Origin of the sequence: Shimia sp. R9_2 (assembly GCF_017743735.1) — a bacterium.
Classification (GTDB): domain Bacteria; phylum Pseudomonadota; class Alphaproteobacteria; order Rhodobacterales; family Rhodobacteraceae; genus Shimia.
On record NZ_JAGHRO010000004.1, the window covers coordinates 276,501 to 302,055 of the forward strand.

27 protein-coding genes are annotated in these 25,555 nt (G+C 58.7%); 10 read left to right on the top strand and 17 right to left on the bottom strand.

Features of this window, described 5'->3' with window-relative positions:
* The first annotated feature begins 115 nt into the window (after nucleotides 1-115).
* The 3 genes from J7400_RS12255 (at nucleotide 116) to tpiA (ending at nucleotide 1,740) form a co-directional block, all read left to right on the top strand.
* Nucleotides 116-490: an SUF system Fe-S cluster assembly protein gene (locus tag J7400_RS12255; protein WP_209063568.1), complete on the top strand. Its 375-nt coding sequence runs from the start codon at nucleotides 116-118 to the stop codon at nucleotides 488-490.
* 28 nt (nucleotides 491-518) lie between these two features.
* Nucleotides 519-917, top strand: coding sequence for an iron-sulfur cluster assembly accessory protein (locus J7400_RS12260; RefSeq protein WP_209063570.1), 399 nt, complete (start codon nucleotides 519-521; stop codon nucleotides 915-917).
* A 79-nt stretch (nucleotides 918-996) separates the two neighbouring features.
* Nucleotides 997-1,740, top strand: a complete 744-nt coding sequence (tpiA, locus tag J7400_RS12265) for a triose-phosphate isomerase (RefSeq protein WP_209063572.1) — start codon at nucleotides 997-999, stop codon at nucleotides 1,738-1,740.
* Between the two features lie 222 nt (nucleotides 1,741-1,962).
* Here tpiA and J7400_RS12270 read toward each other — a convergent pair whose 3' ends face one another.
* The 3 genes from J7400_RS12270 to J7400_RS12280 form a co-directional block, all read right to left on the bottom strand.
* The gene (locus J7400_RS12270; protein WP_209063574.1) at nucleotides 1,963-3,342 is read right to left on the bottom strand and encodes a TRAP transporter large permease; all 1,380 of its coding nucleotides are present in this window, start codon (nucleotides 3,340-3,342) and stop codon (nucleotides 1,963-1,965) included.
* Nucleotides 3,342-4,007, bottom strand: coding sequence for a TRAP transporter small permease (locus J7400_RS12275; protein WP_209063576.1), 666 nt, complete (start codon nucleotides 4,005-4,007; stop codon nucleotides 3,342-3,344). Before J7400_RS12275 ends, J7400_RS12270 begins: the two co-directional genes overlap by 1 nt.
* Before the next feature lie 102 nt (nucleotides 4,008-4,109).
* Complete coding sequence (locus J7400_RS12280) at nucleotides 4,110-5,117, bottom strand: DctP family TRAP transporter solute-binding subunit (RefSeq protein ID WP_209063578.1); 1,008 nt, start codon at nucleotides 5,115-5,117, stop codon at nucleotides 4,110-4,112.
* Between the two features lie 392 nt (nucleotides 5,118-5,509).
* Between J7400_RS12280 and J7400_RS12285 the strand changes: the two genes are divergently transcribed.
* The 4 genes from J7400_RS12285 to J7400_RS12300 all read left to right on the top strand — a co-directional run bounded on the left by J7400_RS12285 (nucleotide 5,510) and on the right by J7400_RS12300 (nucleotide 9,654).
* Entirely contained in the window at nucleotides 5,510-6,601 is a 1,092-nt protein-coding gene (locus tag J7400_RS12285; protein ID WP_209063580.1) for a fatty acid desaturase, read from the top strand.
* Between the two features lie 60 nt (nucleotides 6,602-6,661).
* Nucleotides 6,662-7,381, top strand: a complete 720-nt coding sequence (gene pth, locus J7400_RS12290) for an aminoacyl-tRNA hydrolase (RefSeq protein ID WP_209063582.1) — start codon at nucleotides 6,662-6,664, stop codon at nucleotides 7,379-7,381.
* Entirely contained in the window at nucleotides 7,378-8,415 is a 1,038-nt protein-coding gene (locus tag J7400_RS12295; protein WP_209063584.1) for a DUF2332 domain-containing protein, read from the top strand. The genes pth and J7400_RS12295 overlap by 4 nt, the downstream gene beginning before the upstream one ends.
* Nucleotides 8,416-8,487: 72 nt before the next feature.
* Nucleotides 8,488-9,654, top strand: a complete 1,167-nt coding sequence (locus tag J7400_RS12300) for a serine hydrolase (protein ID WP_209063586.1) — start codon at nucleotides 8,488-8,490, stop codon at nucleotides 9,652-9,654.
* Between the two features lie 65 nt (nucleotides 9,655-9,719).
* Here the strand turns inward: J7400_RS12300 and J7400_RS12305 are convergent, their stop codons facing one another.
* Entirely contained in the window at nucleotides 9,720-11,084 is a 1,365-nt protein-coding gene (locus tag J7400_RS12305) for an FAD-dependent oxidoreductase (protein WP_209063588.1), read from the bottom strand.
* Nucleotides 11,085-11,197: 113 nt separating this feature from the next.
* On the opposite strand from J7400_RS12305, the gene J7400_RS12310 reads away from it, so the two are divergent.
* Both J7400_RS12310 and J7400_RS12315 read left to right on the top strand, forming a co-directional pair.
* Nucleotides 11,198-11,572, top strand: coding sequence for a DUF2237 domain-containing protein (locus tag J7400_RS12310; RefSeq protein WP_209063590.1), 375 nt, complete (start codon nucleotides 11,198-11,200; stop codon nucleotides 11,570-11,572).
* A gap of 166 nt (nucleotides 11,573-11,738) precedes the next feature.
* The gene (locus tag J7400_RS12315) at nucleotides 11,739-12,059 is read left to right on the top strand and encodes an antibiotic biosynthesis monooxygenase (protein ID WP_209063592.1); all 321 of its coding nucleotides are present in this window, start codon (nucleotides 11,739-11,741) and stop codon (nucleotides 12,057-12,059) included.
* 314 nt (nucleotides 12,060-12,373) lie between these two features.
* Here J7400_RS12315 and J7400_RS12320 read toward each other — a convergent pair whose 3' ends face one another.
* From J7400_RS12320 to J7400_RS12380, 13 genes are all read right to left on the bottom strand, one after another.
* Nucleotides 12,374-12,859 carry a helix-turn-helix transcriptional regulator gene (locus tag J7400_RS12320; RefSeq protein ID WP_348540177.1) on the bottom strand — a complete coding sequence of 162 codons (486 nt, stop codon included), beginning with the start codon at nucleotides 12,857-12,859 and terminating at the stop codon, nucleotides 12,374-12,376.
* A gap of 42 nt (nucleotides 12,860-12,901) precedes the next feature.
* A complete protein-coding gene (locus tag J7400_RS12325) occupies nucleotides 12,902-13,531 on the bottom strand; it encodes a hypothetical protein (RefSeq protein ID WP_209063596.1) in 630 nt (209 codons plus the stop codon).
* Between the two features lie 802 nt (nucleotides 13,532-14,333).
* Nucleotides 14,334-14,591, bottom strand: coding sequence for a hypothetical protein (locus tag J7400_RS12330; RefSeq protein ID WP_209063599.1), 258 nt, complete (start codon nucleotides 14,589-14,591; stop codon nucleotides 14,334-14,336).
* 200 nt (nucleotides 14,592-14,791) lie between these two features.
* Entirely contained in the window at nucleotides 14,792-16,045 is a 1,254-nt protein-coding gene (gene trpB / locus J7400_RS12335; protein ID WP_209063601.1) for a tryptophan synthase subunit beta, read from the bottom strand.
* A gap of 95 nt (nucleotides 16,046-16,140) precedes the next feature.
* Nucleotides 16,141-16,506, bottom strand: coding sequence for a hypothetical protein (locus tag J7400_RS12340; RefSeq protein WP_209063604.1), 366 nt, complete (start codon nucleotides 16,504-16,506; stop codon nucleotides 16,141-16,143).
* Between the two features lie 67 nt (nucleotides 16,507-16,573).
* On the bottom strand, nucleotides 16,574-17,218 hold the full coding sequence (locus J7400_RS12345) for a phosphoribosylanthranilate isomerase (protein ID WP_209063606.1): 645 nt from the start codon (nucleotides 17,216-17,218) through the stop codon (nucleotides 16,574-16,576).
* Nucleotides 17,219-17,257: 39 nt separating this feature from the next.
* A complete protein-coding gene (locus J7400_RS12350; RefSeq protein WP_209063609.1) occupies nucleotides 17,258-17,608 on the bottom strand; it encodes a LapA family protein in 351 nt (116 codons plus the stop codon).
* 3 nt (nucleotides 17,609-17,611) lie between these two features.
* On the bottom strand, nucleotides 17,612-17,893 hold the full coding sequence (ihfB, locus tag J7400_RS12355) for an integration host factor subunit beta (RefSeq protein ID WP_209063612.1): 282 nt from the start codon (nucleotides 17,891-17,893) through the stop codon (nucleotides 17,612-17,614).
* Nucleotides 17,894-18,184: 291 nt separating this feature from the next.
* On the bottom strand, nucleotides 18,185-19,465 hold the full coding sequence (locus J7400_RS12360) for a DUF3422 domain-containing protein (RefSeq protein ID WP_209063614.1): 1,281 nt from the start codon (nucleotides 19,463-19,465) through the stop codon (nucleotides 18,185-18,187).
* Between the two features lie 202 nt (nucleotides 19,466-19,667).
* Nucleotides 19,668-20,033 carry a VOC family protein gene (locus tag J7400_RS12365; protein WP_209063616.1) on the bottom strand — a complete coding sequence of 122 codons (366 nt, stop codon included), beginning with the start codon at nucleotides 20,031-20,033 and terminating at the stop codon, nucleotides 19,668-19,670.
* An 832-nt stretch (nucleotides 20,034-20,865) separates the two neighbouring features.
* Nucleotides 20,866-22,305 (bottom strand): NAD(P)(+) transhydrogenase (Re/Si-specific) subunit beta, encoded by a 1,440-nt coding sequence (locus J7400_RS12370; protein ID WP_209063618.1) that lies wholly within the window; start codon nucleotides 22,303-22,305, stop codon nucleotides 20,866-20,868.
* Nucleotides 22,306-22,318: 13 nt separating this feature from the next.
* On the bottom strand, nucleotides 22,319-23,890 hold the full coding sequence (locus tag J7400_RS12375) for a Re/Si-specific NAD(P)(+) transhydrogenase subunit alpha (RefSeq protein WP_209063621.1): 1,572 nt from the start codon (nucleotides 23,888-23,890) through the stop codon (nucleotides 22,319-22,321).
* Between the two features lie 134 nt (nucleotides 23,891-24,024).
* Complete coding sequence (locus tag J7400_RS12380) at nucleotides 24,025-24,492, bottom strand: isoprenylcysteine carboxylmethyltransferase family protein (RefSeq protein WP_209063623.1); 468 nt, start codon at nucleotides 24,490-24,492, stop codon at nucleotides 24,025-24,027.
* Nucleotides 24,493-24,794: 302 nt separating this feature from the next.
* Between J7400_RS12380 and J7400_RS12385 the strand changes: the two genes are divergently transcribed.
* Nucleotides 24,795-25,547, top strand: coding sequence for an SDR family oxidoreductase (locus J7400_RS12385; RefSeq protein WP_209063625.1), 753 nt, complete (start codon nucleotides 24,795-24,797; stop codon nucleotides 25,545-25,547).
* Nucleotides 25,548-25,555 lie beyond the last annotated feature (8 nt).

The following is a 25,555-nucleotide window of genomic DNA, read 5'->3' on the forward strand; positions in this document are numbered from 1 at the left end:
CGTGGGTCGCACCCATCTTAGCGATACCAACCCTGCATTTTCGCCCCTTCCCCCCTCTGGACCTCCGAATGGGAATTTCCTATATGAAAACCTCAGGATTTATGTAGGACACAGCATGACACAGGCTCCCGATCCCGCCACCGATCCCGTCGAAGGCGCGCCGCTGATCACTCCGTCAAGCACGGATCACCCGCTGCACGAGCAGATCGTGGAGGCGTGCCGCAGCGTCTATGACCCTGAAATTCCGGTAAATATCTACGATCTGGGCCTGATCTACACGATCCTGGTCAATGGCGAGAACGACGTGAATGTGATCATGACCCTCACCGCGCCCGGTTGCCCTGTGGCTGGCGAAATGCCAGGCTGGGTGCAGGAAGCTGTCGCCGGTGTCGGCGGTGTGCGCACGGTTGAGGTGGCGCTTGTCTGGTCGCCACCTTGGGGTATGGAAATGATGAGCGATGAAGCACGGCTTGAGCTGGGCTTCATGTGATTTCACAACGGGTTAGAAAGGAAAGCTGATGTTTGGCATTCCCGGAAAACAAGCGGTCACCATGACCAAATCTGCCGCCGCGCAGATCTCCAAGCTCATGGCCAAAGAAGGCCATGCAGGCCTGCGCATTGGCGTCAAAAAAGGCGGCTGCGCGGGCATGGAATACACCATGGATTACGTGACTGAGTCCGACCCGCATGACGAACGTGTGGAACAGGACGGCGCCGTGGTGATGATTGCGCCGATGGCGCAGATGTTTCTCTTTGGCACCGAGATTGATTACCGCGTTTCGCTTCTGGAAAGCGGCTTTCAATTCAACAACCCCAATGTGGCCGATGCCTGTGGCTGCGGCGAATCCATCAAATTCAAAGACATGGATGAGCTGGCGGAACAGGTTGCCGCTAACGGAGCGCCGAAACTCACCTGAGCGCTTGACGTAAGCCGCCCATACTCCCATGACTTGCGCTAACACTAGATAGCTCGGGTCAACACACGGAGGGGCAGAAATGCGTCGCAAACTGGCAGCAGGAAACTGGAAAATGAACGGCACCGCCACAGCGCTGGCGGAGCTGGAAACGCTCGCCGCCGCAGGCGCGCAGGCGCAAACCGATGTGCTGATCTGCCCCCCCTCCACCTTGATTTCCCGTGCTGCCGCGATCAGCGGGTCTGTCGCCATCGGCGGTCAGGATTGCCACGCCAATGCCAATGGTGCTCACACCGGGGATATCGCAGCAGACATGCTGAAGGACGCAGGCGCAAGCCACGTGATCCTGGGCCACTCCGAGCGGCGCGAAGACCACGGCGAAACCGATGCAGACGTGCGCAGCAAAGCCACCGCCGCCTGGGGAGCCGGGTTGATCTCAGTGATCTGCGTGGGCGAAAGCCTCGCGGAACGTGAGGCCGACAACACGCTCGACATCATCGGTGGCCAGCTGGCCGGCTCCATCCCGGATGAGGCGACCGGCGAAAACCTCGTGGTGGCTTATGAGCCGATCTGGGCGATTGGCACCGGCAAAGTGCCCACCATGTCCCAGATTGGTGAGGTCCATGATTTCATGCGCACCCAACTGGAAATGCGCTTTGGCGAAGGCGTTGGCCGCTCCGTGCGCCTGCTCTACGGCGGCTCCGTAAAACCTTCAAACGCGGCAGAAATCTTTGCGGTTTCCAACGTGGACGGTGCTCTGGTGGGCGGCGCAAGCCTCAAAGCAGCGGATTTCAGCGCCATCATCACCGCGCTTGACGCGGCCTAAAACCGCTTGGGTGGCGCGCGACAGCGCCCGCGCAGCGGCTTGGCCTTGAGGCGGGCCGCGCAAGCCTGACACTGGGATTGGCGCGTTCAGGGCAGACCTGCCCCTGAACCGCTTCTCAGCAAAACTTCCCAACTCCCCACAAAAAAACGACGCCCCGAGATCGGAGCGTCGCCTTTGCTGTTTTCAGGATAAGAGCGCGCGGAAGCGCACCGCTTACTTCCCCTAGTTGGTGATGATCTCCGGCCCCATGACCGCATTGGGCAGCACGGTGGAAATCCACGGGATATAGGTGATCATGATCAGGAAGACGAAGAGCACTGCAAGGAACGGCAGCGCCGCCCGCACCACGCCCATCATTGGCATCCCGGCCACACCGGAGGTCACAAAGAGGTTGAGACCCACCGGCGGTGTGATCATGCCGATCTCCATGTTCACCACCATGATGATGCCCAGATGGATCGGATCAATGCCGAGCTCAATCGCAATCGGGAACACCAGCGGCGCCACGATCACCAGAAGGCCTGAGGGCTCCATGAACTGACCACCGATCAGCAGGATCACGTTGACCACGATCAGGAACATCACAGGGCCAAAGCCTGCAGACAGCATGGCGTTCGCGATGGTCTGCGGCACCTGCTGCTCGGTCAGAACATGCTTCAGGATCAGCGCATTGGCGATCACAAACAGCAGCGTGACGGTCAGTTTGCCCGCCTCAAACAGCGTGTGTTTGGTGTCTGCATGGAAGAAGGATGTGATCAGCGCGTGCGGCTTCTTAAACAGGGAAACCTTCTGGCCACCGTTGTTGTCTGCCGCCAGCGGCCCCATGTCTTTGTAGACAAAGCAGGCGATGAAGAAGGCATAGACCGCCGCCACAGCCGCTGCTTCGGTTGGGGTGAACACACCGCCGTAGATGCCGCCGAGAATGATCACGATCAGGAACAGGCCCCAGCCCGCCTCCATGCCGCTCTGTGCAATCTCACCAAAGCCGCGCCATTCGCCTTTGGGCAGGTTCTTCACCTTCGCCATCACATAGATGGTCACCATCAGCATCAGCCCCGCCAAAAGGCCCGGGATCACACCCGCAAGGAACATACGGCCCACGGAGACTTCTACAGCCGCCGCATAGACCACCATCACGATGGAAGGTGGGATCAGAATGCCGAGCGTCCCTGCGTTACAGATCACACCTGCGGCGAACTCTTTGGAGTAGCCGACCTGGCGCATGCCAGCGATCACGATGGAACCAATCGCCACAACGGTGGCCGGAGAGGAGCCGGAGAGCGCGGCAAACATCATGCATGCAAACACGCCAGCAATGGCCAGACCGCCGGGCAGATGCCCCACACAAGCGATGGAGAAGCGGATGATGCGGCGGGCCACACCACCTGTGGTCATGAAGGAGCTTGCCAGAATGAAGAACGGGATCGCCAGCAGCGTAAAGTGCCCCTCAAAGGCTTCAAACAGCGTGCCCGCCACCGAGGCCAGCGTCGCATCGCCAAAAATCAGCAGGAACAGAATCGAGCTTAGACCCAGGGAGACCGCAATCGGCACCCCGATCAGCAAGAGACCAATCACCATGGCAAATAGTAGAACAACAGCCATCAGTCGTGCTCCCCTTGAAGTGCGCGCACTTCTTCAATTTCATCTTCAACTTCGTGGCTGGCCACCAGACGGTCGGTGTCGCCTTTCCAGATCGCGATGGAGGCCTGTGCAAACCGGAACACCAACAGGAACATGGAGATCGGCAGCACGATGTAAGGCACCACCTTGGGCAGCTTTTCGTATTCGTCGCCGTAGTTGATCAGGTCTTCCAGAAACTTGAACGCGCTGACCATCGGCACGTCCTGCACCTCATAGAAGGACTGGCTGCGCGCCTTCAGATCAAAGCCGGTCGGGAACCAGCGGCCCGAAGTCGGCGGCAGATCCGCAAAGACCGCCCAATAGTCATAGGCACCTTTCAGCATCAGCAGCGAGAAGATCAGGCATGCCGCAGCCGCGATCAGGCCAAGAACACGCGCCGTTGCCGGACTCACCATGTTCAGGATCGCATCGACGCCCAGATGGCTGTGTTTCTTGACGGCATATGAGGCGCCCAAAAGCACCAGCCAGGCAAACAGGAAAACCGTCGCCTCCAGCGCCCAGAGAATGTTTGAGTTGAAACCGAACCGGGCAATCACATTGGCAAAGGTGATCAATGTCATGCTGCCCAGAAGAAACGCGATCAGCGTCTCTTCGATCCGGTCCACAAAGCTATGCTTGGTTTGCATTGTCCTGCGTCCCGCTTGTGTTTTGAGTGGATTTTGGTTGCAAAACGGGCGGGCCATTGGCGGCCCGCCCGCTCAAATTTCATCAGGATTTACGCCCTGAAATCAGCCTGCGGCGTTGATCGCCTGCGCTGCGTCGATGTTGTCTTGGCCAACATCGTCGGTGAATTTCTCCCAAACCGGCTTCATGGCTTCAACCCAAGCCAGACGCTGTTCTGGGGTCAGTTCACGAATGGTGCCGCCTGCATCGATGATGGACTGACGCGCCGCTTGGTTCACCGCTTCCGCTTCTTTGTTGCGGGTGTGGGTCACCTCTTGGAAGATGGTGATGAACTGGGTGCGCACATCTTCTGGCAGGCTGTCGAGCCAGTCGACAGAGGTCACAACCAGATAGTCCAGAATGCCGTGGTTGGTCTCTGTGATGCCGTCCTGAACCTCAAAGAACTTCTTGCCGTAGATGTTGGACCAGGTGTTCTCCTGACCGTCCACAACGCCCTGCTGCAGTGCGCCGTAAACTTCGGAGAAGGCCATCTTCTGCGGGGAGCCACCCATGGCTTCCATCTGGGCCACAAGCACATCAGAGGACTGAACGCGGAACTTCAGGCCGTTTGCATCGGTTGGGGTTTCCAGCGGCACATTTGCAGACATCTGCTTCATGCCGTTGTGCCAGTAACCCAGCCCCTGCAGACCACGGCGCTGCATGCTGTCCAGCATCTCCTGGCCTTTGTCAGAGGCTTGGAACGCATCCACGGCCGCGATGTCTTTGAACATGAACGGCAGGTCAAACAGACGGAACTGCTTGGTGAATTTTTCAAACTTGGACAGCGAAGGCGCGGCCAGCTGCACGTCACCCTGCAGCATCGCTTCCAGCACTTTGTTGTCGTTATAGAGTGTGGAGTTCGGGAAGACCTCCATGCACATCTTGCCGTCCATCTCTTCGTTCACGCGCTTTTCCAAGAGCGACGCAGCAATCCCTTTTGGGTGCTTGTCGGTGTTGGTCACGTGGCTGAATTTAACGACGATTTCGCCATCGTCACAGGCTGATGCCGCAGCAAAGCTCGCGCCGGTGACAGTCAGGGCCATCGCTGTGGCCGCAGTGGTCAAGAATTTCATATCTTTTTCCTCCCAGATATTCGTTCAAGTGCCGTCAGCGCCCAGAAGTGCTCAAAGCGCTGGATGACAGGACTGTGGCCTTAGCGAAGAGATCGCTCAACAATTTCTTGCATATGTCCCCTCTTGAAATTTTTTCATCACAATAACAAATGGTTATCGGCAAAATACCCAATTACCCCGATAGGCGGCCTTCAAAAACGTGCGAAATCCCGCACAGGCCAGACAGGGGTTGTGCGGAAATCCGCACAACCGAGAAAGCGGCTAGAAGCCCTATGAACCGCCAAGTTAACGCTGGTTACGGTGTGAGCGCCCTTCGCAGGCGATTTGCACATTGACGCTCCCCCTGCGCAGCTTAGGCTGGCGACAACACCATTTTGAACGCTGAAAACCCGATGTCTGATACCGCACCGCGCCCCAAGGGGATCTCTCCGCACTCCCGACGCCACAATGAAATGCGCAAAGCCGCTTTGGCCGCGCACCCAGAGCTGGCCGCCCTGTCCCGGCCACAGCCTCTGACTGCGCTCGCGTTGCCGGTCTTGTTGGCGATGCATTGGGGCATCGCGTCGCTGATCTCGGATCAACCGATTTGGGTCATCGGCCTCGCCGCCTTTTTGATCGGGCAGCTGGTCTACCACTCCGCCGCCTCGCTGATCCATGAAACCTGCCACAAGCTGGTGTTCCGCGCAGTCCGGCCCAAGCTGGCCTTTGATCTGGGGCTGGAATTCATCCTCACCTCTTACGGCAAACAGCTCACCTATCAGCATCAGCATGTCACCAGCCACCATCCTTTCATCGGCGACTATGACAACGACTATGAGCACGAAGATCTCTGCGCATTGCAGGCGCGCTTTGCCATCGCCAAGACCAGCCCCGCCCTGCAACATGCGCTGACAGTTCTGACGCTCATCCTGCACGCTCTGCCGCTGGGCTCTGTGTTCATTGCGGACAAGATTCTGCCGCCGCTTTACGCTTGGGCCTCTGGCCGCCCGGTGCGCGATCCGCAACCGCGCTTCACCGGCACCTCGCCTGACATGGCCGAAATGCGCCCGTTCATCATCACCTCTGTGATTTCAAATCTCGTGATGCTCGCCCTGCTCGGCCCTTGGGCGCTGCTCTATCACCTCTGGTCCCTGTCCTTTTTCCTCGGCAAACTGGGGGTGACCAACCTTGGCCAATCCCTCACCGAGCATCCCGGCGACGATGATGTGAACCCAACGCGCTCGACCTATGGGCCAATCAACTGGCTGCTGTTCAACACCGGCTATCACAACGAGCATCACTCCTTCCCCAATGTCCCTTGGACGCGCCTGCCCACCCTCCGCCGTGTGGCACCGGAGGTGTTTCATGCCGAAGCCGAGCGCAGCTACATTGGCGCGTGGTGGGATCATGTGCGCCATGATTTCACCGCCTCCCGCCGCCTGAAACTGCATGACGAAGATCACCTGACCCGCTGTCAGGGCGGAGAGATCAAACCCGCGGAGTGATTTGCCTCAGCCGCGCAGCATCCCTATACTGCAGCGCAGAAATCACAGCGAGCAGATCTCATGAAACTCTTCGTCGGCCTTGGCAACCCGGGGGCCAAATACGCGCAAAACCGCCACAACATCGGCTTTATGGCGATGGATCAGATCGCCTCTGACCACGGCTTTGCGCCTTTCAAAGGCAAGTTTCAGGGTGCGCTGACCGAAGGGCGACTGGGGCGTGAGAAGGTGCTGCTGCTGAAGCCTGAAACCTTCATGAACCTCTCCGGCCAATCGGTTGGCGAGGCGATGCGGTTTTACAAGCTGACCTCTCAGGATGTGGTTGTCTTTCATGACGAGCTGGATCTCGCTCCGGGCAAGCTCAAGTACAAAATGGGCGGCGGCCATGCCGGGCACAACGGGCTGCGCTCCATCCACCAGCACATTGGCGAAACCTATGGCCGCGTGCGCATGGGCATTGGCCATCCGGGCCGCAAAGAGCTGGTGAGCGGCTATGTGCTGCGCGATTTTGCCAAGGCGGAACAGGATTGGCTTGATGACATGCTGCGCGGGATTTCTGATGGCGCAGCGCATCTGGCAGAAGGGGACACCGCGAAATTCTCCAATGCGGTCGCCATGCGGCTGAACCCGCCACGGCCCTCTACGGGCACCAAAGGCCCGAAAGCGGGTGGCACCCCCGCCCCTGCCAAAGCGGAAACCTCAAAACCCAAGGCAGAGGCCAAGCCCGCCCCCGAAGAGGACAGCCGCAGCCCTTTGCAAAAACTGATGGACAAGTTCTCATGAACGCCCTGAGTGCGGCGTTTTTGGAGCAGGCGGACAGCTGCGACGCCTTGGACAGCCCGTTTATGGGTCGTCTGCTGCGCATGCTTTCTGCCAACTGCCCCACAGACACCGCACTTGCCAAAAAATGCGCCACATTTGCGGGCGACATCGGCCCCAAAGGCCACAGCCTACCCTTGCGCATCGCCAGCGGCCTGCATGCACTGGTGCTGAAACAAACAGATCCAGCGCTGGCAACGGTCTATCCGCCCAACGCACCGGCGGACCCAGAGCTGCAAGACGCGGTCCTCGCCGCCCTGCACCGCCATGACGCCTTTTTGTGTGACTGGATCACAAATGCGCCGCAAACCAACGAAGTGCGCCGCAGCGCCGTTCTGATCGCCACAGCACAGCTGCTGACCGCGCGTTTCGGCCTGCCTTTGAAACTCTCCGAGCTTGGCGCCTCTGCCGGTCTCAACCTGATGTTTGACCAGTTCCACCTCGCGGTGGGTGATGGCTATGGCCCCAAAAGCGACGTGGTACTAACACCCGACTGGCACGGCGTGCTGCCACCACAAGATACGCTCTCGGTGGTGGATCGCCGCGGCGTCGACCTGCACCCGCTCAACAGCCATGATCCCGATCACGCGCTGCGGCTGCAAGCCTATCTCTGGGCCGATCAGGCAGAGCGCATCACCCGCACCCGCGCCGCCATCGCCGTGCAAGACGCCGAGGTAGATGCCAGCGATGCCATAGACTGGCTGGAGGCTCGCGTTGCCGGCCCACAGAGCGGCGCGCTGCATCTGGTCTACTCCACCGTGGCCTGGCAGTATTTTCCGCCACAAAGCCAGACGCGCGGCATTAAGATCATGGAGGCCGCAGGGGCCAAGGCCACCGAAGCCGCCCCCCTCGCCTGGCTTTCCTATGAGGCCGATGAGCAGACACCCGGCGCAGCGCTCACACTCCGCCTTTGGCCCGGTGATGTGACCATAAATCTCGGCCGCGCCGATTTTCACGGCCGCTGGGTGGATTGGCAGGCCCCAGAGAAGCTCACCTAACGTCAGCATTGCAGCCCGGCCCCGCAAGATGCTCAACTTATTTAAAAGGTGAGGCATTTCGGGGAGGAAAAAATGCGCACATTCGGGAAGTGGCTGGGCCGCATATTGCTGATGCTCGCTCTGGCGGCCGTGGCGGTCTATTTTCTCAAACGCGAAGAGATCACCCGGCTTCTGGCGGTGAACTCCCTCTTTTCGGAAGAAAAGATCGTCTCCAACTTCTCAAACATGGACACGCTGTTCCTCACTGCGGACATCGCACAGGGCGACGCTGCGGTCGGCCCCCTGCCAAACGGCACTGCCATGCAAATGCCAGTCCGCTTTGACAGCTGGCTCAAGGAGCGCGCTGTGACCAGCGTCGTTGTGCTCAAAAATGGCGCAGTTGTGCATGAGAGCTACCATCAGGACACCACGCCTGAGGATCTGAAGATCAGCTGGTCGGTGGCCAAATCCTACCTGTCCTCGCTCATGGGCATTGTGCTGGCGGAAGGCCACATCGAGAGCCTTGACGATCCGGTCACCAAATACGCGCCTTTGCTCAAAGGCTCCGCCTATGACGGCGCAACCATCAAGAACGTGCTTCAGATGTCTTCGGGGGTGACTTTCAACGAGGACTATCTGGATTTTCATTCTGATATCAACCGTATGGGCCGCGTTCTTGCCTTGGGTGGCACATTGGATGGCTTTGCCGCCGGTCTCAGCGAAACCTTTGTCGCGCCGGGCACGCAGTTTCAATATGTCTCGATTGACACCCATGTCATCGGCATGGTGATCCGTGGCGCCACCGGCCGGTCCATCCCCGATCTTCTGGGGGAAAAGATCATCTCCAAGCTCGGCTATGAGCAGATGCCTTACTACGTCACCGATGGCGAAGGCGTGGCCTTTGTCTTGGGCGGGCTGAATATCCGCACGCGTGACTATGCCCGCTTTGGTCAGATGGTCCTGCAAGAGGGCCAATATGGCGGCGAACAGATCGTGCCGGCTGACTGGCTGGCCGCCGCCACCGTGCCCAGCGCCAACACCCAGCCCGGCAAGCTGCACTATGGCTATCAGTGGTGGATGCCCAAGGACCCGCGCGAGGGAGAGTTCTTTGGCATCGGTGTTTATGGGCAATACATCTACATCAACCGCGCTGAGGGCGTGGTGATTGCGGTGAACTCTGCGGACCGGAAGTTCAAGGAAAGCGGCGTGACCGACAGCAACATCGCCCTATTCCGCGAGATTGCGAAAACCGCTCAGTAATAAAGTGGACGGACGGGGGCTGGCTGCCCCCGCACCCCCGCGAGAATTTCTAGCAGAATGAAGCCTTAGTGGACTCGCGCGCCCTGTGCTTCCAAGCCAGCCTGTATCTCTGAGATATTGAGCGCATCGAGCGCGCGGTTTTGCTTCACCGCCAGCGCTGCGGCCACGCCTGCCCCCTGCCCGATCACCGCACAGCAGGCCATATTTCGGGTGGCCGCATGGGCAATCTTATGCCCCGCAGTCGCGCGCCCTGAAATCAGCAGGTTTTTCACCCCTTGGGGCAGAAGGTTGCGGTAAGGCACCTCAAAATAGCGCCCCGTGGTGGGCAGGATCAAAACGCCATAACCGTCGATGAACTCCGGGAAAATCCCGATGCTGTCTTCAAAGCGGCCTTGTTCACGCACATCCAGCTCGCTCATCGCATAGACCGTGTCCACCTTGCGGGTGTCGCGGATGCCCAAGGTCATGCCGAAGTTTCTGAGGCGCGCGTTCTCACAGCCCGGCAGGAAGCGTTTGAGCGCCTCAATCGCCAGCATGGTCTGGCGGCGACCTTCGATCTCGCCATAGGTCAGGCTGTCCGGATCGGTGCCGTCAATCCCGTCCAGATGGATGAGGTTCATATAGGTCAGCTCGCCGGTGTCATGCATCGCCCCCCAGGTGCCTGCGATGGTGTTGAGATGGGGCGGGATCAGTCCGGCCTCAATCGCCTGCGCAAAAGGCTTGTAGAGGAAGGGGGAGAACATCTGATCCTCTTTGCCGGAGGTTTCGATGTTCCATTCCCCGCCGCCGCCCCAATCCGCATAGGTTTGCGGATCGGCCTTGATGCCCTCCATAAAAGCGCTTTTGTCGACACCTGCGAGGTGGAACATCACCGAGGCCGCCATCAGATCTTCGCGCGGGGCCATCTGACAAGGCGCGCCTGCGCGATGCGCCACATCCGCATCGCCGGTGGCGTCAATCACCACTTTGGCCAGGATCGCCTCACGGCCTGCCTTGGATTCGGTTATGATGCCTTTGATCTCATCGCCTTCCATGATCGGGGCCACAAAGGCGCGGTGCAGCATCGGGTGGATGCCCGCCTTCTGCACCATCTGATCCGCCACCAGCTTGAAGCCTTCGCTGTCAATTTCATAGCTCAAGGACTGGCTTTCCGGCACCGCGGCACCTGCCTCTTTGGCGGCGTCTTCGAACTCTTTGGGGATGCCCATGCTCTCCACGGTTTGCTCGTGGCGATACCAGTGCATGCCTTCCACACCGACCACGGTGATATTGCCGCCAAAGCAGCCAAAACGCTCCACCAGCGTGACCTCCACACCGGCGCGGGCCGCGGCCAAGGCAGGCGACAAGCCGCCGGGGCCTGAGCCCACAACAAGCACATCGGTCTCGTGGATCACATCAATCTGGCGGGCGGGTTCGGTAATCTGTTTCATAGGCGCCATGCTTCGCGCAGCCGCCCCGATGGGTCAATTCATTTCTTGAATGGCTATTCAATTTTTCAGACTGCGCATTGCCCCGTGAGCATCACGTATGCAATGCTAAGTCCATGATCGAAAAAGACGCTTCCGTAAATGTGCTGGGCGGCACGCTTGCCCCCTGCTCCACCAATCCGGTCACCGGTTTCTTTCGCGACGGTCATTGCAACACCTGCGCACAGGATCAGGGCAGCCACACCGTGTGTGCGGTGATGACAGCCGAATTCCTCGCCTATTCCAAATATGTCGGCAACGACCTGTCCACCCCGCGGCCCGAGTTCAACTTTGCGGGCCTCAAACCCGGGGATCACTGGTGCCTGTGTGCGGCCCGCTTCCTGCAAGCCCATGACGAAGGCTGCGCGCCCAAGGCCAATCTGGCGGCCACCCATCAAAAGGCCCTTGATATCGTGCCTTTGCGCGTTCTGCAGGAACACTCCCTGCCCTGAGACAGTGGCGCCCGATCTGCGGCGCGCCAATATGCCCTATATCTTGAGCGATTGACCTGCGCGCGCGAGTTGTGCCACTACTGCGCCTCTGCGCCAGCCCCGCCGCTTTGTCCGGCCAGCAAGCCTGCATTCCCCCAGTGAACACACGCATCAGAAAGGCATTGCCATGGGCTATATCGCTATGAACCGCTTCAAAATCGCCGAGGGCCGCGAAGCGGATTTTGAAGAGGTCTGGAAAGCGCGCGAAAGCCGCCTCAAAGAGCTCAAGGGATTTCGTGAGTTTCGCCTGCTGAAAGGTCCGCAGGGCGACGGCTTCACCCTCTATTCCAGCCATGTGTTGTGGGACCAACAGGCTGATTTTCAGGCCTGGACCAAATCGGAGCAGTTCCGCGACGCCCACCGCAACTCCGGAAACTCCAAGACCGAAGGCGTGATCATCGGCCGCCCGGAATTTGAAGGCTTTGAAACCGTGCTGCACGAGGCCTGAGCGCAAATATTATCGGAGCGCCTGCAGTCGGGCGCTCCGTGATCTTTTAGGGCCTGTGGACAATCAGGAGATCGTATCAGCGCGAGATCCATTTTGCTTCTGCCAAGCTAATTTGATCGCAGCGATCTGGTTGATCGGAAGGGCAAATTTGCGCAGGCCGGAGCAAAATGGGCCGTGCCCCGAAGGGGTTTCGCCAGAATTGCCCTCTTCGTCGTCATTTGGCCTTGAAATAGTTGACTATTATTGCGCCCAAATTCCTAGAACTGAGCAATTTTGGACTGAAACTGATGCGAACCCCTGATTGCCCATAGGCCCTAGGCCTCTTCAGCCAGAAGATCATCCAAAAACAGGCTCATAAGCTGGGCGCGTCCGCTCACGCCTGCCTTCCGGTAGATCGCATTGCACTGCGCCTTGACCGTGCCTTCTGAAGTTTCCCGCAGCCCCGCGATTTCCTGAATAGACAGGCCTTTGATCGAAAATAGCGCCACATCCCGCTCTGCCGGGGTCAATTCCCAATGCGCAAAGCTGGCATCAATATGTTCGCGGAAGGCTTTCTGAACCTGAGCCAGGTTGGCCTCTGCCCTCGCCCGCGCACGAAACGCCTGACGCAGCGCAACCGCGCCCAGGATCGCGCCGAGCAGCAGCCCCAAGGCTGCGCCGATTTCAAGAAGTTCGCGCACATGCCATGGGATCGGCACACTTCTGATCCCCAAGATCGAGGCCAGAATCTCAAACAGAAAGAACAGCGCACAAAACGACTGTAGCGCCAGGAGCGCCAACAACACCCCTGAAGACTTCACACATGCCCCCCACAGCGGCAGCCCCATATGCCGCACCGCATGTTAGTTGTCCCAACCACCCGTGTCATCATCTCCTTGACCTCCGTCATGGCCCCCATCATGACCTCCGCCATAGTCTCCGTGATCTCCCCCGTCGTGACCGCCATCCCAACTCTCGGCATGGCCTCCGTCCCAGTCGTCGTTGTCTACATCACCAAAATCGTCGCCAAATGCATTGTCGGTCTCATGATGTGAGCCACCGTAATCATAATCAGGGTCATCGCCACTGAATAAACCGCCATAGGCCCCATCGTCACCGCCGATGGCATCTGCTGTAAAATCGGTGTCTTCGTACATGTCATCGTCATGCGTCCTGGAGCGCTGAGCGCCACGGCGGTCTTGTCCAGCTTCTGTGCCAATGTTCCCTCTGCGCGCGTCAGTGCTGCTGTCGCGCTGCGCGCGGGGGAGCGTTTGATCACTACGGTCAGTGTGCGTGTAATCACGCAAAATCTCGCCGGTGCGTCGATTGACGATAATCTCGCGCTCAACCTCACCCTTTTGGGCCTCAATGCGCATGCGCCCAAGCCACGTCCGGCTGACGGTTATTTCGGAGTAGCCCTGCTGGTTAAGCTGTCGCGCGATAGACTGAGCCCGACTTTCAGCAGCAAGAGACCCGGCTGAAGAAATCAGCAAAGCCGCACTCAACAAAAATTTCAACTCTCTTGTCGCCATCTACCAATCCAATAGTGCCGGCGCTTTCTCCCAAAGCGCCGGCCACCTGAAAGCGTCTATCGTGTCCTACATGTAATATGTCCGTGAGTGGATGGCAAAACACTGATCCGCAGAGGGCAAATTCTGCAACACGCTTTCAAGACTTCCAAAAATGGTTGTCTGCGCTTCTAAACAAGTGCCTCCTCTGTCTTAGCGATCGCTGTAGTCTCCGCGCGCCCTTGCGCTTTGGGTTTGCGAATAGTCACTCTCAGCCCACTTTTTCTGTGCCACCTCCTGCCAACGGAACTGCACTATCGTCGGTGTCCGCATGAGCTCTTGGGCCACTCCTGCGCCAAGATGCTGGGAAACTCACTGTCATGGCGACAGCTTCTTTACCTGCGCGTTGTCCCGAAACTCTCAATTCACCATCGATACAGCCGACGCGCGCCTCCGAAAATCCGCTAGCGCGCATCGCAGTAGATAACCGCTTCCCAGCTTTAAATTCGAAACCTGGATGTTCCACTCGAGGTCCAAGTGGTGCGGCATTCTGCTCTGCTCGGTTCATCGACAACTCCGTGAGTATGATTGCGAAGAAGTGGCCTCCCTTTCATAGGAAGCGCAGGGTTGAATTGCCTGAGCGCGGCACGGTGCGCTATAGAACTTCGGTTTAATTAACCCTGCATAACCTGCGGGTTTATGCGCATAAACTCAGGTTTATGCACCCTCGGACGCCCTGCTTGCCAAGGCGCGCCTCAGTCTGGCGCGCGCCGCGCAGGCACTCCGCTCAGAGCACAAACCTGTGCTCATAGGGCGCTTTCCGCTCCCGACGTGATCCATGCGGCAGGGTCAGGTACTGCGTCTTCGGCATCTTGCCCGATGCGCTGGCCACCACGGTCAGCTGGCAATCCGTGAGAATATACTCAATGTCCTGATAGCCCTGCGCCTGCATCGAGGTGACCACACGCTCCGCAAGCCGCTTGGCGCGATCAAGCCCGGTGTTTTCTGAAATACGCACGCCGATTTGTTCATTGGTCTGTGTCATCTGGCTCTCCTTCCCAGCAGATCGGACAGCTGCTTGCAACCTCAACACCGCATCACAGCCTGTCTCAAAACCCTAGCAAGTTGTGCCTTAGCGCCAACACACACCGGAGATCAGCAGCCATCGCTTCAGCATAGCCGCCTATACAAAAGAAGAGAGCGCCCCGAAGGACGCTCCAAACTCAAACCACGAGATCCGCCGGATCAGTCGGCGGTGCGGCCTTCGGTGTCAGACATGTCAAAGCCCAGATGGCGCGCCACGGTCTGCACGTCTTTGTCGCCCCGACCACACATGTTCATCACGATGATATGGTCCTTGGGCATGTCACCTGCGATCTTCATCACATGGGCCAACGCATGGCTTGGCTCCAGCGCCGGGATGATGCCTTCCATCGCACAGGAGAACTGGAACGCTTCCAGCGCCTCTTTGTCGGTGATGGAAACATACTGCGCGCGGCCCGTGTCATTCAGCCAGCTGTGCTCCGGCCCGATACCCGGATAATCGAGACCAGCAGAGATCGAATAGCCTTCAAGGATCTGACCATCGTCATCCTGCAACAGATAGGTGCGGTTGCCATGCAGCACGCCCGGGCGGCCACCGGTCAGCGACGCGCAGTGCTCCATCTTCTCATCCACACCACGGCCACCGGCCTCAACGCCGATGATGTTGACGGATGGATCATCAAGGAACGGGTAGAACAGGCCCATCGCGTTGGAGCCGCCACCGATTGCCGCAATCACAGTGTCCGGCAGACGGCCTTCGCCTTCCTGCTCTGCAAGCTGCCAGCGCACTTCCTTGCCGATGATGGATTGGAAATCACGCACCATCGCCGGATAGGGGTGTGGGCCAGCCACCGTGCCGATGCAGTAGAATGTGTCGCGCACATTGGTCACCCAGTCACGCAGCGCATCGTTCATAGCGTCTTTCAGCGTGCCACGGCCGGAGGTCACAGGTACCACTTCCGCACCCAGAAGACGCATGCGGAACACGTTTGGCGCCTGACGCTGCACATCATGCGCGCCCATATAGACCACGCACTTGAGGCCAAATTTCGCACAGACAGTGGCGGTCGCCACACCATGCTGGCCTGCACCGGTTTCAGCAATGATGCGGGTCTTGCCCATGCGGCGCGCCAGAATGATCTGGCCCAGCACGTTGTTCACCTTATGCGCGCCGGTGTGGTTCAGCTCGTCACGCTTCAGATAGATCTTCGCGCCGCCCAGCTCTTCGGTGATGCGGGAGGCGAAATACAGCGGGCTTGGGCGGCCCACATAGTGTTTCCACAGGTCATCCATCTCCGCCCAGAAGGTCGGATCATCCTTGGCCTTTTCATATTCCGCTTCCAGATCCAGGATCAGCGGCATCAGCGTCTCACTGACAAACCGCCCGCCAAAATCGCCAAACCGGCCGTTTTCGTCTGGGCCAGTCATAAAGCTGTTGAAAAGATCGTTGGACATTCAGGTCTCTCCCACGGTGTTTGAATTGTTCTTAGGGGGGTGGATCGGGATTTGCCACCCCAATCTGGATGCGATCCCGCTGGTAACGTGAGGTGTCAGACCATCATCACAGGCATTTGCCGCTGCAAAGGCGCTGGCAGGGCGGCATACCATGCCGACAACGCCACCTCGCGCTCCGGCATGGCCTCACTTTCAAAGACATGAAACCGCGAGGCCTCGGTGAGCCGCTCCCGCATCCGCAGCGCCATCCGATGTGGCCCGGTGGTGGCAAAGCGTTTGATGTCTTCCGCGCGCTGCCAGACGGTGAGAGAAAAGAAATGGCTCGCATAGGGGAACACTTCGGCATGCAGGTTGCCCGCAGAACGCTTCGTATGGCGCAGCGACAGGATCGCCACCGCCACAAACCGCGGCGTATCCCACCAATGTCTGAGCTTTGCCGCCCCGATCGCCACCATCACCATCTGCGCATCCCCTTTTGCTGGGAATACGCAGCGGCATGGCGCTCAGACCATAGAATTTTTTCGGGTTTTAAATGGCGCTCAGCGCTGCCTTCATAAAGGCCTGCATCATGCCGACATCTTTCACACCGGGCGCGCTTTCCACACCGGAGGAGAGGTCCACCTGCCGCGCACCGGTCATCCGGATCGCCTCGGCCACATTGTCGACCGTCAGGCCACCGGCCAGCAGCCATGGGCAAGGCCAGTACTTCCGGTTCACCAGCCGCCAGTCAAAGGCCAGCCCGTTGCCGCCGGGCAAGACCGCATCTTTGGGGGCTTTGGCATCCACCAGCAACTGATCTGCGACGCTGCCGAAGGCTTCAATCTGCGCCACATCCGCCGCCTCTGCGATGCCAATCGCCTTGATCACCGGCAGACCAAACCGCGCTTTGACCTCGGCCACCCGCTCCGGAGTTTCTTTGCCATGCAGCTGCAGGAAATCGAGCGGCACCTTGTCGACAAGCGCTTCCAGAAAAGCGTCGTCCACATTCACCACAAGTCCCACTTTGCCCACGCCCACAGGCGTCGCAAGGCACAGCTCACGCGCCCGCTCAAAATCCACATAGCGTGGTGATTTGGCAAAAAAGTTGAGACCGATATAGGCCGCGCCCGCCTCAGCCGCCGCGACCACATGCTCAGGCTCTTTCAGCCCGCAAATCTTGACCCGAATATCCATGAGACCGCCCTACCGCAGTTGCCACGCAAAGCAAAGGGTTCAGCTTGCCTCATCCAGCAGCGCCAGAACTTCGTCTTTTTTTTCAGCCTCACGGCCTTTCAGACGACGCACTTCGCGTTTGGTCTGGTGCAGCTCGCGCTCCGCTTTGGTCTTGTCAGACCGCATGCGGTGCTCCCGCATCCACTCCCAGACAAAGCCGACCAGCAGGCCGACCACAATTGCCCCGAGGATCACGAGGAACAAAGGCAATTCGATGCTGTGGTTGAGCCCCGCCAGATCGCTCAATGCTTGTGGCAAGAGCGTCAGCGTGACGAGATCCCGATTGGCCAACGCCACCGAGATGAGTGCGGCGCCAAGGGCGCCGAGAAAGGCATAGCGAATGTAGCGCATGGCTTACTTTCCGTTTAGTCGGTCCCGCAACAACTTGCCGGTCTTAAAGAACGGCACGTGCTTTTCTTCTACGTCCACCGACTCCCCCGTGCGCGGGTTGCGCCCGGTGCGGGCCTCGCGCTGTTTTACGGAAAAAGCGCCAAAACCGCGCAGTTCCACGCGGTCTCCCCGGCTCATGGCTTCGGTGATTTCGTCAAATATGGTGTTTACAATGCGCTCAACATCGCGCTGAAACAAATGAGGATTTTCGTCTGCAATTTTTTGAATCAATTCCGAACGGATCATCGGTGTCTATCTCCCTGAGGGCGTGCAGGTCTTACCGCGTGCATCTCTCTGACTATAGGAAGAAAGCGGCTCAACGGAAACGGAAACCCGATGCCCGATGGTGGAAAACCGCTCAAATCCACAGAAATTGCATGGTCAGGCCGCTATTTCTGACAGTTTCCAACAAAGCGCAAGCCCCCTTTTGACACCCACCCTCTGCCGCAGCGCGGCAAGAACCCTTTGATTCGCAACAGAAAGCCGCGCTTTCCGCAGGGTTACCCTCTTCTGTGATAAAGCAGAGGTGATCGTAGTTTAATGCATGCACGCCTTGATCCGCCGCACCATCCACCAAACCAGCGCCACCACCACCGGGGTCAGCATGGCCGTCATCATGCCTTTGCTCAGGCCCAATGGCCCCGACAGCGGGTAAACCACATATCCGGCCAGCGACACCGCATAGTAGCTGATCGCCACCACCGACAGCCCCTCCACAGTCTCCTGCAACCGAAGCGCGAGGTCCGCACGCCGGTCCATGCTGGCCAGCAAAGCTTGGTTTTCCGCCGAACGGGCGACCTCCACCTTGGTGCGCAACAGCTGCGCCGCCCGCCCCACGCGCTCCGCCAAAGATTGCAAGCGGCTCTGGCTATGTTTCACCGTCCGCATCGCCGGATCATAGCGCCGCGTCATAAACTCCCGAAACGTCTGCCGCCCCTGAAACCGCTCCTCCCGCAGCACATCAATCCGCTGAAACACAATCGTTTCATAAGCCCCGGTGGCCCCAAACCGGAAAGAGGTGTCCGCGATCAGACGCTCCAGATCACCGGACAGCTCCAGCAGGCTTTGCAGCGTCGCCGCCGCGTCGCCTTCCTCACTGCGCAACCGCCCCATCAGACGCCCCGCATCCGCCTCCAGCGCTCCCAGCTCTCCGGAAATGGCCTTCACCCGGAAATAGCCCAGCATCGACATGCACTTATAGGTCTCTATCTCGCACAAACGCTGTACCACACGGCCCACGCGCCGCGCACCGGTGTCAGGCGCCACAAACACCGCCATACACTGATGGCCATTGGCCGCGATACGAAAATCCGTCGCCACCACGCAGGAGCCATCCAGCACATAGTTCATGGCCACCGCTTCCTGCAGAAACCAACTGTCGATCTGCGTATTGATCTCGGCCTCATCGGGCATCGGCGCCACACGGATCATTGCCGAGGTCACCCGCTGCCCCGGTGCAGCCGCCAGCCAATCTGTTGGAAACACATCAAAATCCACCGGATCAAACGCCCGCGCGCTCAGCTGCGGCAAAAACACCGTGTAGGTCACAAACTCCGCATGCTGCTCCCACTTCAACGTGTCCCGTCCAATCTGACAGGTGAAATGGGTCGCCTCCGGATTGGGATGCGCCACCCCAAACCGGTCCAGCAGATCAATCAGATGCGCCCGCGCGGCCTCTCCCCCGGTGCCCAGATGATCCGGCGCGATCCGCCACGCCACAAAAACCGCGCGGCAAGGCACATCCAAAGTTGGAAACGGGCGCGCATGCAGCTCATTGGCAAGCTTGTAGCGCAAAGGGTCATCCTTGATCGGCGTCATGGCGGGCTCCGTGTGACAGTCGGCGCACTATACGACAGAAACCCAAGACATCAATTACTCTTTTATTTCAGCATGTTACGTGAATACCGCAGTATACAAACCGCGCTATCCCCTTGATTTGGGCATGTTTTGCCGCGGCCGAAGACATCAAGCCGCGTGAAGCACCACCCAACAGCGCATAATCGCAAACAGGTTTTGCCGCTCACGCCGTAGGGGCCGTCGGCTCCCAAAGCTCAATCGGATTGCCTTCCGGGTCATGTATGCGGGCAAATTTGCCCACCTCGCTGTCCCAGTCCGTATGGGTCTCCACCGCGATCCCCGCCGCCTCCAACTGCGCCGTCATGGCCGCCAGATCATCCACACGAAAGTTGATCATCCACTGCTTTTCGTCATTGCCGAAATAATCTGTGTTCTGCGCAAAGGGCGCAAACACCGTAAAGCCCTCACGCTGTTTCCAGGGCATGGGGTTGAGCTGGTTCACCCCCAAATGGGTCTCATACCACGCCCCCAACGCCTCAGGATCGCGCGCCCGAAAAAACACGCCGCCTATGCCATTCACCTTCTCCATGATGCACCTCCTGTCAGGAGGATAGCGCTGATTGCTCCCCACTTGGCAAAATAAAACCTATAGATGAAACCGATTGAGGGTAGTTCGCCCAAATTATTGCCACATTCTCTTGCAATAAGGGCGACGTTATACCCGAATGAAAGTTGGTAGACCCCATGCCTCCCACCCCGGAACCCTCGACAAACGCTGCAGAATTCCTTCAAGAAATTCAGGGAAGATATGTATACCGCACATGGTTTAGACGCGTTTCTTTAGGTTATTTTTTGTTTTTTGTTGTTATTGGCCTAAGCCTAGGAATTGGTCTGTTAATAGATCCCCCGACCTCGAACTACGAACGTTCTAAGCAGTTTTTTGTTGTCATTTGCTCTCCGCTTGCTGCCTGGATGTTTTTCATCCAATACCGAAAACTCCGCGAGATTTTGGTCGATAGTACTGGCATCCGCATCGAGCCTCTGGGCGTATACTTTGCAGCGGACCAAATAGAAAAAATCCGCTGCGTAGGAAAATCTACGGGAAAAGGAGGGCAGCTAAAGATGAAGTTAAAAGAGCCGCGCCTTCTTCTCAATCCTGGAGGATGGTCCTTCAGGGACACGGCAACCGTCGCGTTCAGCGCGCGAATTCTGAGACAAGAGCAGAGTAGGTAGAGCTATTGCGTCTCCTTCTCTGAAGAGTGCGAACAAACATCGACTTACAACGCGTGGCCCCGCCGCCCCCAGCGCATTCTCATTCCCCAAATATCCCCGCCGGAGGCATCCCACAGCGCGGCGCAGACCCGCCAAAAGAAAAGGCGCCCCAACCGGAGCGCCTTCCTTATCTTCACTGTACCGATTGATCACTCAATCATGGTCAGCAGCTTGTCCAGGCTCGCTTTCGCGTCACCGTAGAACATCCGGGTGTTCTCTTTGAAGAACAGCGGGTTCTCGATGCCGGAGTAGCCGGTGCCCTGCCCCCGCTTGGAGACAAACACCTGTTTCGCTTTCCAGCATTCCAGAACTGGCATGCCTGCAATCGGGCTGTTCGGATCTTCTTGGGCTGCCGGGTTCACGATGTCGTTGGAACCGATCACGATGGCCACATCCGTTTCCGGGAAGTCATCATTGATCTCATCCATCTCCAGCACGATGTCATAAGGCACTTTGGCTTCCGCCAGCAGCACGTTCATGTGGCCTGGCAGACGGCCTGCAACCGGGTGGATCGCAAAGCGCACGTTCTTGCCCTTGGCGCGCAGACGACGGGTCAGCTCCGCCACATTCTGCTGCGCCTGTGCCACCGCCATGCCGTAGCCCGGGATGATCACAACGCTGTCTGCGTCATCCAGTGCTGCGGCCACACCGTCAGCCTCAATCGCGATCTGCTCGCCTTCCACTTCCATGGCCGGACCGGATGCGCCACCAAAGCCGCCCAGGATCACCGACACAAAGGAGCGGTTCATCGCCTTACACATGATGTAGGACAGGATCGCACCCGAGGAGCCCACCAGCGCACCCACAACGATCAGCAGATCGTTGCCAAGGGAGAAGCCGATCGCCGCTGCCGCCCAGCCGGAGTAGCTGTTCAGCATGGAGACAACCACCGGCATGTCCGCGCCACCGATGCCCATGATCAGGTGGTAGCCGATGAACAGCGCCGCAATGGTCAGGATCAACAGCGGGAAGATGCCGCCGGAGTTCAGATACCAGATCAGGCAGAGCAGCGAGAGCGCAGCCGCACCGGCATTGAGCATATGGCCACCGGGCAGTTTTTCGGCTGCAGAGGTCACACGGCCAGACAGCTTGCCATAGGCGATCACGGAACCGGTGAAGGTCACCGCACCGATCCACACACCAAGGGACAGCTCAACATAGAGAATATTGATTTCCGCCGCAGACTTCTTTGCGATCAGCTGGCCAAAGGCGCCCAGCTCTTTCACCGCATCGCCGCCAGCAGCCACAGCTGCCGCCGCGTTGCCGATCTCAAAGTGCGCGTTGAAGCCCACAAACACAGCGGCCAGACCGACCAGCGCGTGCATGCCTGCCACCAGTTCCGGCATCTGGGTCATTTCAACCTTGGACGCCAGCTGATAGCCGATCAGGCCACCACCGATGATCAGCGGCACCGACAGGAGCCACAGACCGGAACCCGGCCCGATGAGGGTCGCAAACACCGCCAGCGCCATGCCGACAATGCCATACCACACAGCGCGTTTCGCGCTTTCCTGATTGCTCAGACCACCCAGAGAGAGGATGAAAAGGACAGCGGCAACAACATAGGCCGCAGTAGTAAATCCAATCATGGTTCTCTACTCCTTAGGATTTCTGGAACATGGCGAGCATGCGCCGTGTCACGAGGAAACCGCCGAAGATATTGATCCCGGCCATGAAAACAGAGAGCGCCGCGAGCAGGATCACGAGGAAGCTCCCCGATCCGATCTGCATCAAAGCACCCAGAATGATGATCGACGAAATCGCGTTTGTGACCGCCATCAGCGGGGTGTGCAGGCTGTGCGCCACGCCCCAGATCACCTGGAAGCCCACGAAACACGCCAGCACAAACACGATGAAGTGCTGCATGAAGCTTGCCGGGGCCACCAGACCAACGAGCAGCATCAGCGCGCCACCCACACCCAGCAGGGTCACCTGCTGTTTGGTCTGCGCTTTGAACGCCGCCACTTCGGCTGCGCGCTTCTCTTCCGGGGTCAGTTCCGGCACCACCTCTTTGGGCTTGGCCGCAATCGCCTGCACCTTCGGAGGGGGCGGCGGGAAGGTGATCTCACCTTCAAAGGTCACCGTCGCACCACGGATCACATCGTCTTCCATGTTGTGGTTGACCTGGCCGTCCTTCTCAGGGGTCAGATCGGCCATCATGTGACGGATGTTGGTCGCGTAAAGGCTGGAGGACTGCGCCGCCATCCGGCTTGGGAAGTCGGTGTAGCCCACAATGGTCACGCCATTGTCGGTCACAACCTTCTCATCAGCTACGGTGCCTTCCACGTTGCCGCCGCGCTCTGCTGCGAGGTCAACAATCACGGAACCCGGCTTCATCGCCTCAACCATATCCTTGGTCCAAAGGATTGGTGCTGCGCGGTTCGGGATCAGCGCGGTGGTGATCACGATGTCCACTTCCGGGGCCAGCTCGCGGAACTTCGCCAGTTGCGCTTCGCGGAATTCATCAGACTGAACAGAGGCATAGCCGCCGGTGGCCGCGCCATCCGCCTGCTCTTCCTCAAAGTCGAGATAGACAAACTCGGCGCCCATGCTCTCAACCTGCTCCGCCACTTCGGGGCGCACGTCAAACGCATAGGTGATGGCACCAAGGCTGGTGGAGGTACCAATCGCGGCCAGACCGGCCACACCGGCGCCCACAACCAGCACTTTGGCTGGCGGCACTTTACCTGCAGCGGTCACCTGACCGGTGAAGAATCGGCCAAAGTTGTTGCCCGCCTCAATCACCGCACGGTAGCCCGCGATATTGGCCATGGAGGACAGCGCGTCCATCTTCTGGGCGCGGCTGATGCGTGGCACCATTTCCATGGCGATCACATTGGCGCCCTTGGCTTTGGCCGCTTCCATGCCCTCTTCATTGCCCGCAGGGTTGAAGAAGGAGATCAGCGTTTTGTCGCTGGTCAGACGCTTGAGTTCGGTCGCATCGGGCTGACGCACCTTGGCAACAATATCGACCTCTTTCCAAAGGCCTGCCGCGGTTTTGATCACCTCGACACCCGCCGCCTCATAGGCCGCATCGGAAAACCCTGCACCTGCGCCTGCACCACTTTCGATGGCACAGTCGTAGCCCAGTTTCTGGAGCTGTTTGGCCGAGTCCGGAGTCATCGCGACCCGGTTTTCGCCCTCAAACACCTCTTTTGGTGTACCTATTTTCACTTTTCTTATCCCCCTTAAGAGTCAGAGCAATAATGTTTCACGCAGAACATGCTGCACTTGCATAAAGTTTTAACGCCACCTTTTATGCTGCACAAGCAAACAGGGGCGTCTGATCTTGCTGCGACGCAACGGCATCACAGCCACCGACGCGTTTTTTCGCAGTATTTCGCGAAATCCATGCGGAATTGACGGCGCAGCCCGTTTTCCTCCGGGATCACAAAGCGCCGCTCCAGCATCCAAAGGAACAGCGGCACCAGCGGCAGAGACAACACCGCATCCCAATACAGGATAAACCCCGTCAGAATGCACATGTCCGCCAGATAAATCGGATTGCGCGAGCGTTTGAAAATCCCGCTCTGCACCAGATGGGCAGGCGTGTGATGCGGGTGAACGGTGGTCTGATGACGGCGCATCTCCGCAAGCGCCAACACAATCAGGACGCCACCGCCACCCACCAGCAGCCCGCCAAGCAGATCTGCCCACACCAGGCCAAAGCTCAATCCGAAAGGAAAATATCGCGCCTGAATCCAAGCAATCAGCAGGGCCAACACAAGCCAGACCGGCGGCAGGTCAAAAAACAGCCGTCTTGCGGTCGTTGTCATGCACAGGCTCCTCATACTGGCTTGCGACGCTTCGTGCGTCTGGATCCGACGCAAAAGCGTCCACTTCGGTTTAGCGATGTCTGGCGTCGGCGCAACGAAACAAAATGCCACAAGCCCCAAAAAGGACAGAATGTCTGCTGTTTTCAACGAAGTGAAACGTAAACCGCACAAAATTCTGCAGAATCGCGCTGCCGTTCCGGCGCTCTGCACCAAATGACGGCGCGGCGTTTGCGGGCGGCACGCTTGTCTGCCCTCCTCAGCCCGCTAGTCTCCTTGTCAAATCGTATGAGGGAGGCATCACAATGTCACTGCAAGGAAAACACGCATTGGTCACCGGCGGCGGCACGGGCATCGGGCTCGCCATCGCCAAAGCTCTCACCGCCGAGGGCGCGCAGGTCACCATCACCGGGCGCCGTCTCAATGTGCTTGAGGAGGCCGCCACCGAGGGTTTGCACCCGCTTGCCATGGATGTGGCAGAAGAATCCTCCGTGGTCGAAGGGGTTGCCGCTGCTGTTGCCGCACGCGGGCCGATCCAGATCTGTGTGGCCAACGCAGGCATCGCCGAGGGCCGCGCGCTGCACAAAACCGATATGGAATTTTGGCGCAAGATGATGTCCATCAACATTGATGGCGTCTTTCTCACCATCCGCGAGAGCCTCAAATCCATGAACCAGACCGACTGGGGCCGGGTCATGGTGATTTCCTCCATCGCGGGCCTGCGCGGCCTGAAAGGTGCGCCGGCTTATTCCACCACCAAACATGCGGTGAACGGGATGATCAAATCCTTGGCAGCGGACTATGCGACCAAGCCGATCACCTTCAATTCGATCTGCCCGGCCTATGTGGAAACCGCCATCATCGACCAGAACATCGAAAGCATCATGGCGCGCACCGGCTGCACCGAGGAAGAAGCCCGTCACATGATGGTCGGCGTCAATCCACATGGCCGCCTGATCACCCCAGAGGAGGTCGCACACTCCGCGCTCTACCTCTGCTCCGATTTCGCGGATTCGATCCGCGGTCAGATGATCCAGGTCTCCGGCGGCGAAGTCTGACAAACAAA

What these genes read in the sequence shown, in the direction of transcription:
- J7400_RS12255 (WP_209063568.1), top strand. Translation starts at nt 116, where the DNA reads ATGACACAGGCTCCCGATCCCGCCACCGATCCCGTCGAAGGCGCGCCG.
- J7400_RS12260 (WP_209063570.1), top strand. Translation starts at nt 519, where the DNA reads ATGTTTGGCATTCCCGGAAAACAAGCGGTCACCATGACCAAATCTGCC.
- tpiA (WP_209063572.1), top strand. Translation starts at nt 997, where the DNA reads ATGCGTCGCAAACTGGCAGCAGGAAACTGGAAAATGAACGGCACCGCC.
- J7400_RS12270 (WP_209063574.1), bottom strand. Translation starts at nt 3,342, where the DNA reads ATGGCTGTTGTTCTACTATTTGCCATGGTGATTGGTCTCTTGCTGATC.
- J7400_RS12275 (WP_209063576.1), bottom strand. Translation starts at nt 4,007, where the DNA reads ATGCAAACCAAGCATAGCTTTGTGGACCGGATCGAAGAGACGCTGATC.
- J7400_RS12280 (WP_209063578.1), bottom strand. Translation starts at nt 5,117, where the DNA reads ATGAAATTCTTGACCACTGCGGCCACAGCGATGGCCCTGACTGTCACC.
- J7400_RS12285 (WP_209063580.1), top strand. Translation starts at nt 5,510, where the DNA reads ATGTCTGATACCGCACCGCGCCCCAAGGGGATCTCTCCGCACTCCCGA.
- pth (WP_209063582.1), top strand. Translation starts at nt 6,662, where the DNA reads ATGAAACTCTTCGTCGGCCTTGGCAACCCGGGGGCCAAATACGCGCAA.
- J7400_RS12295 (WP_209063584.1), top strand. Translation starts at nt 7,378, where the DNA reads ATGAACGCCCTGAGTGCGGCGTTTTTGGAGCAGGCGGACAGCTGCGAC.
- J7400_RS12300 (WP_209063586.1), top strand. Translation starts at nt 8,488, where the DNA reads ATGCGCACATTCGGGAAGTGGCTGGGCCGCATATTGCTGATGCTCGCT.
- J7400_RS12305 (WP_209063588.1), bottom strand. Translation starts at nt 11,084, where the DNA reads ATGAAACAGATTACCGAACCCGCCCGCCAGATTGATGTGATCCACGAG.
- J7400_RS12310 (WP_209063590.1), top strand. Translation starts at nt 11,198, where the DNA reads ATGATCGAAAAAGACGCTTCCGTAAATGTGCTGGGCGGCACGCTTGCC.
- J7400_RS12315 (WP_209063592.1), top strand. Translation starts at nt 11,739, where the DNA reads ATGGGCTATATCGCTATGAACCGCTTCAAAATCGCCGAGGGCCGCGAA.
- J7400_RS12330 (WP_209063599.1), bottom strand. Translation starts at nt 14,591, where the DNA reads ATGACACAGACCAATGAACAAATCGGCGTGCGTATTTCAGAAAACACC.
- trpB (WP_209063601.1), bottom strand. Translation starts at nt 16,045, where the DNA reads ATGTCCAACGATCTTTTCAACAGCTTTATGACTGGCCCAGACGAAAAC.
- J7400_RS12340 (WP_209063604.1), bottom strand. Translation starts at nt 16,506, where the DNA reads ATGGTGATGGTGGCGATCGGGGCGGCAAAGCTCAGACATTGGTGGGAT.
- J7400_RS12345 (WP_209063606.1), bottom strand. Translation starts at nt 17,218, where the DNA reads ATGGATATTCGGGTCAAGATTTGCGGGCTGAAAGAGCCTGAGCATGTG.
- J7400_RS12350 (WP_209063609.1), bottom strand. Translation starts at nt 17,608, where the DNA reads ATGCGCTACATTCGCTATGCCTTTCTCGGCGCCCTTGGCGCCGCACTC.
- ihfB (WP_209063612.1), bottom strand. Translation starts at nt 17,893, where the DNA reads ATGATCCGTTCGGAATTGATTCAAAAAATTGCAGACGAAAATCCTCAT.
- J7400_RS12360 (WP_209063614.1), bottom strand. Translation starts at nt 19,465, where the DNA reads ATGACGCCGATCAAGGATGACCCTTTGCGCTACAAGCTTGCCAATGAG.
- J7400_RS12365 (WP_209063616.1), bottom strand. Translation starts at nt 20,033, where the DNA reads ATGGAGAAGGTGAATGGCATAGGCGGCGTGTTTTTTCGGGCGCGCGAT.
- J7400_RS12370 (WP_209063618.1), bottom strand. Translation starts at nt 22,305, where the DNA reads ATGATTGGATTTACTACTGCGGCCTATGTTGTTGCCGCTGTCCTTTTC.
- J7400_RS12380 (WP_209063623.1), bottom strand. Translation starts at nt 24,492, where the DNA reads ATGACAACGACCGCAAGACGGCTGTTTTTTGACCTGCCGCCGGTCTGG.
- J7400_RS12385 (WP_209063625.1), top strand. Translation starts at nt 24,795, where the DNA reads ATGTCACTGCAAGGAAAACACGCATTGGTCACCGGCGGCGGCACGGGC.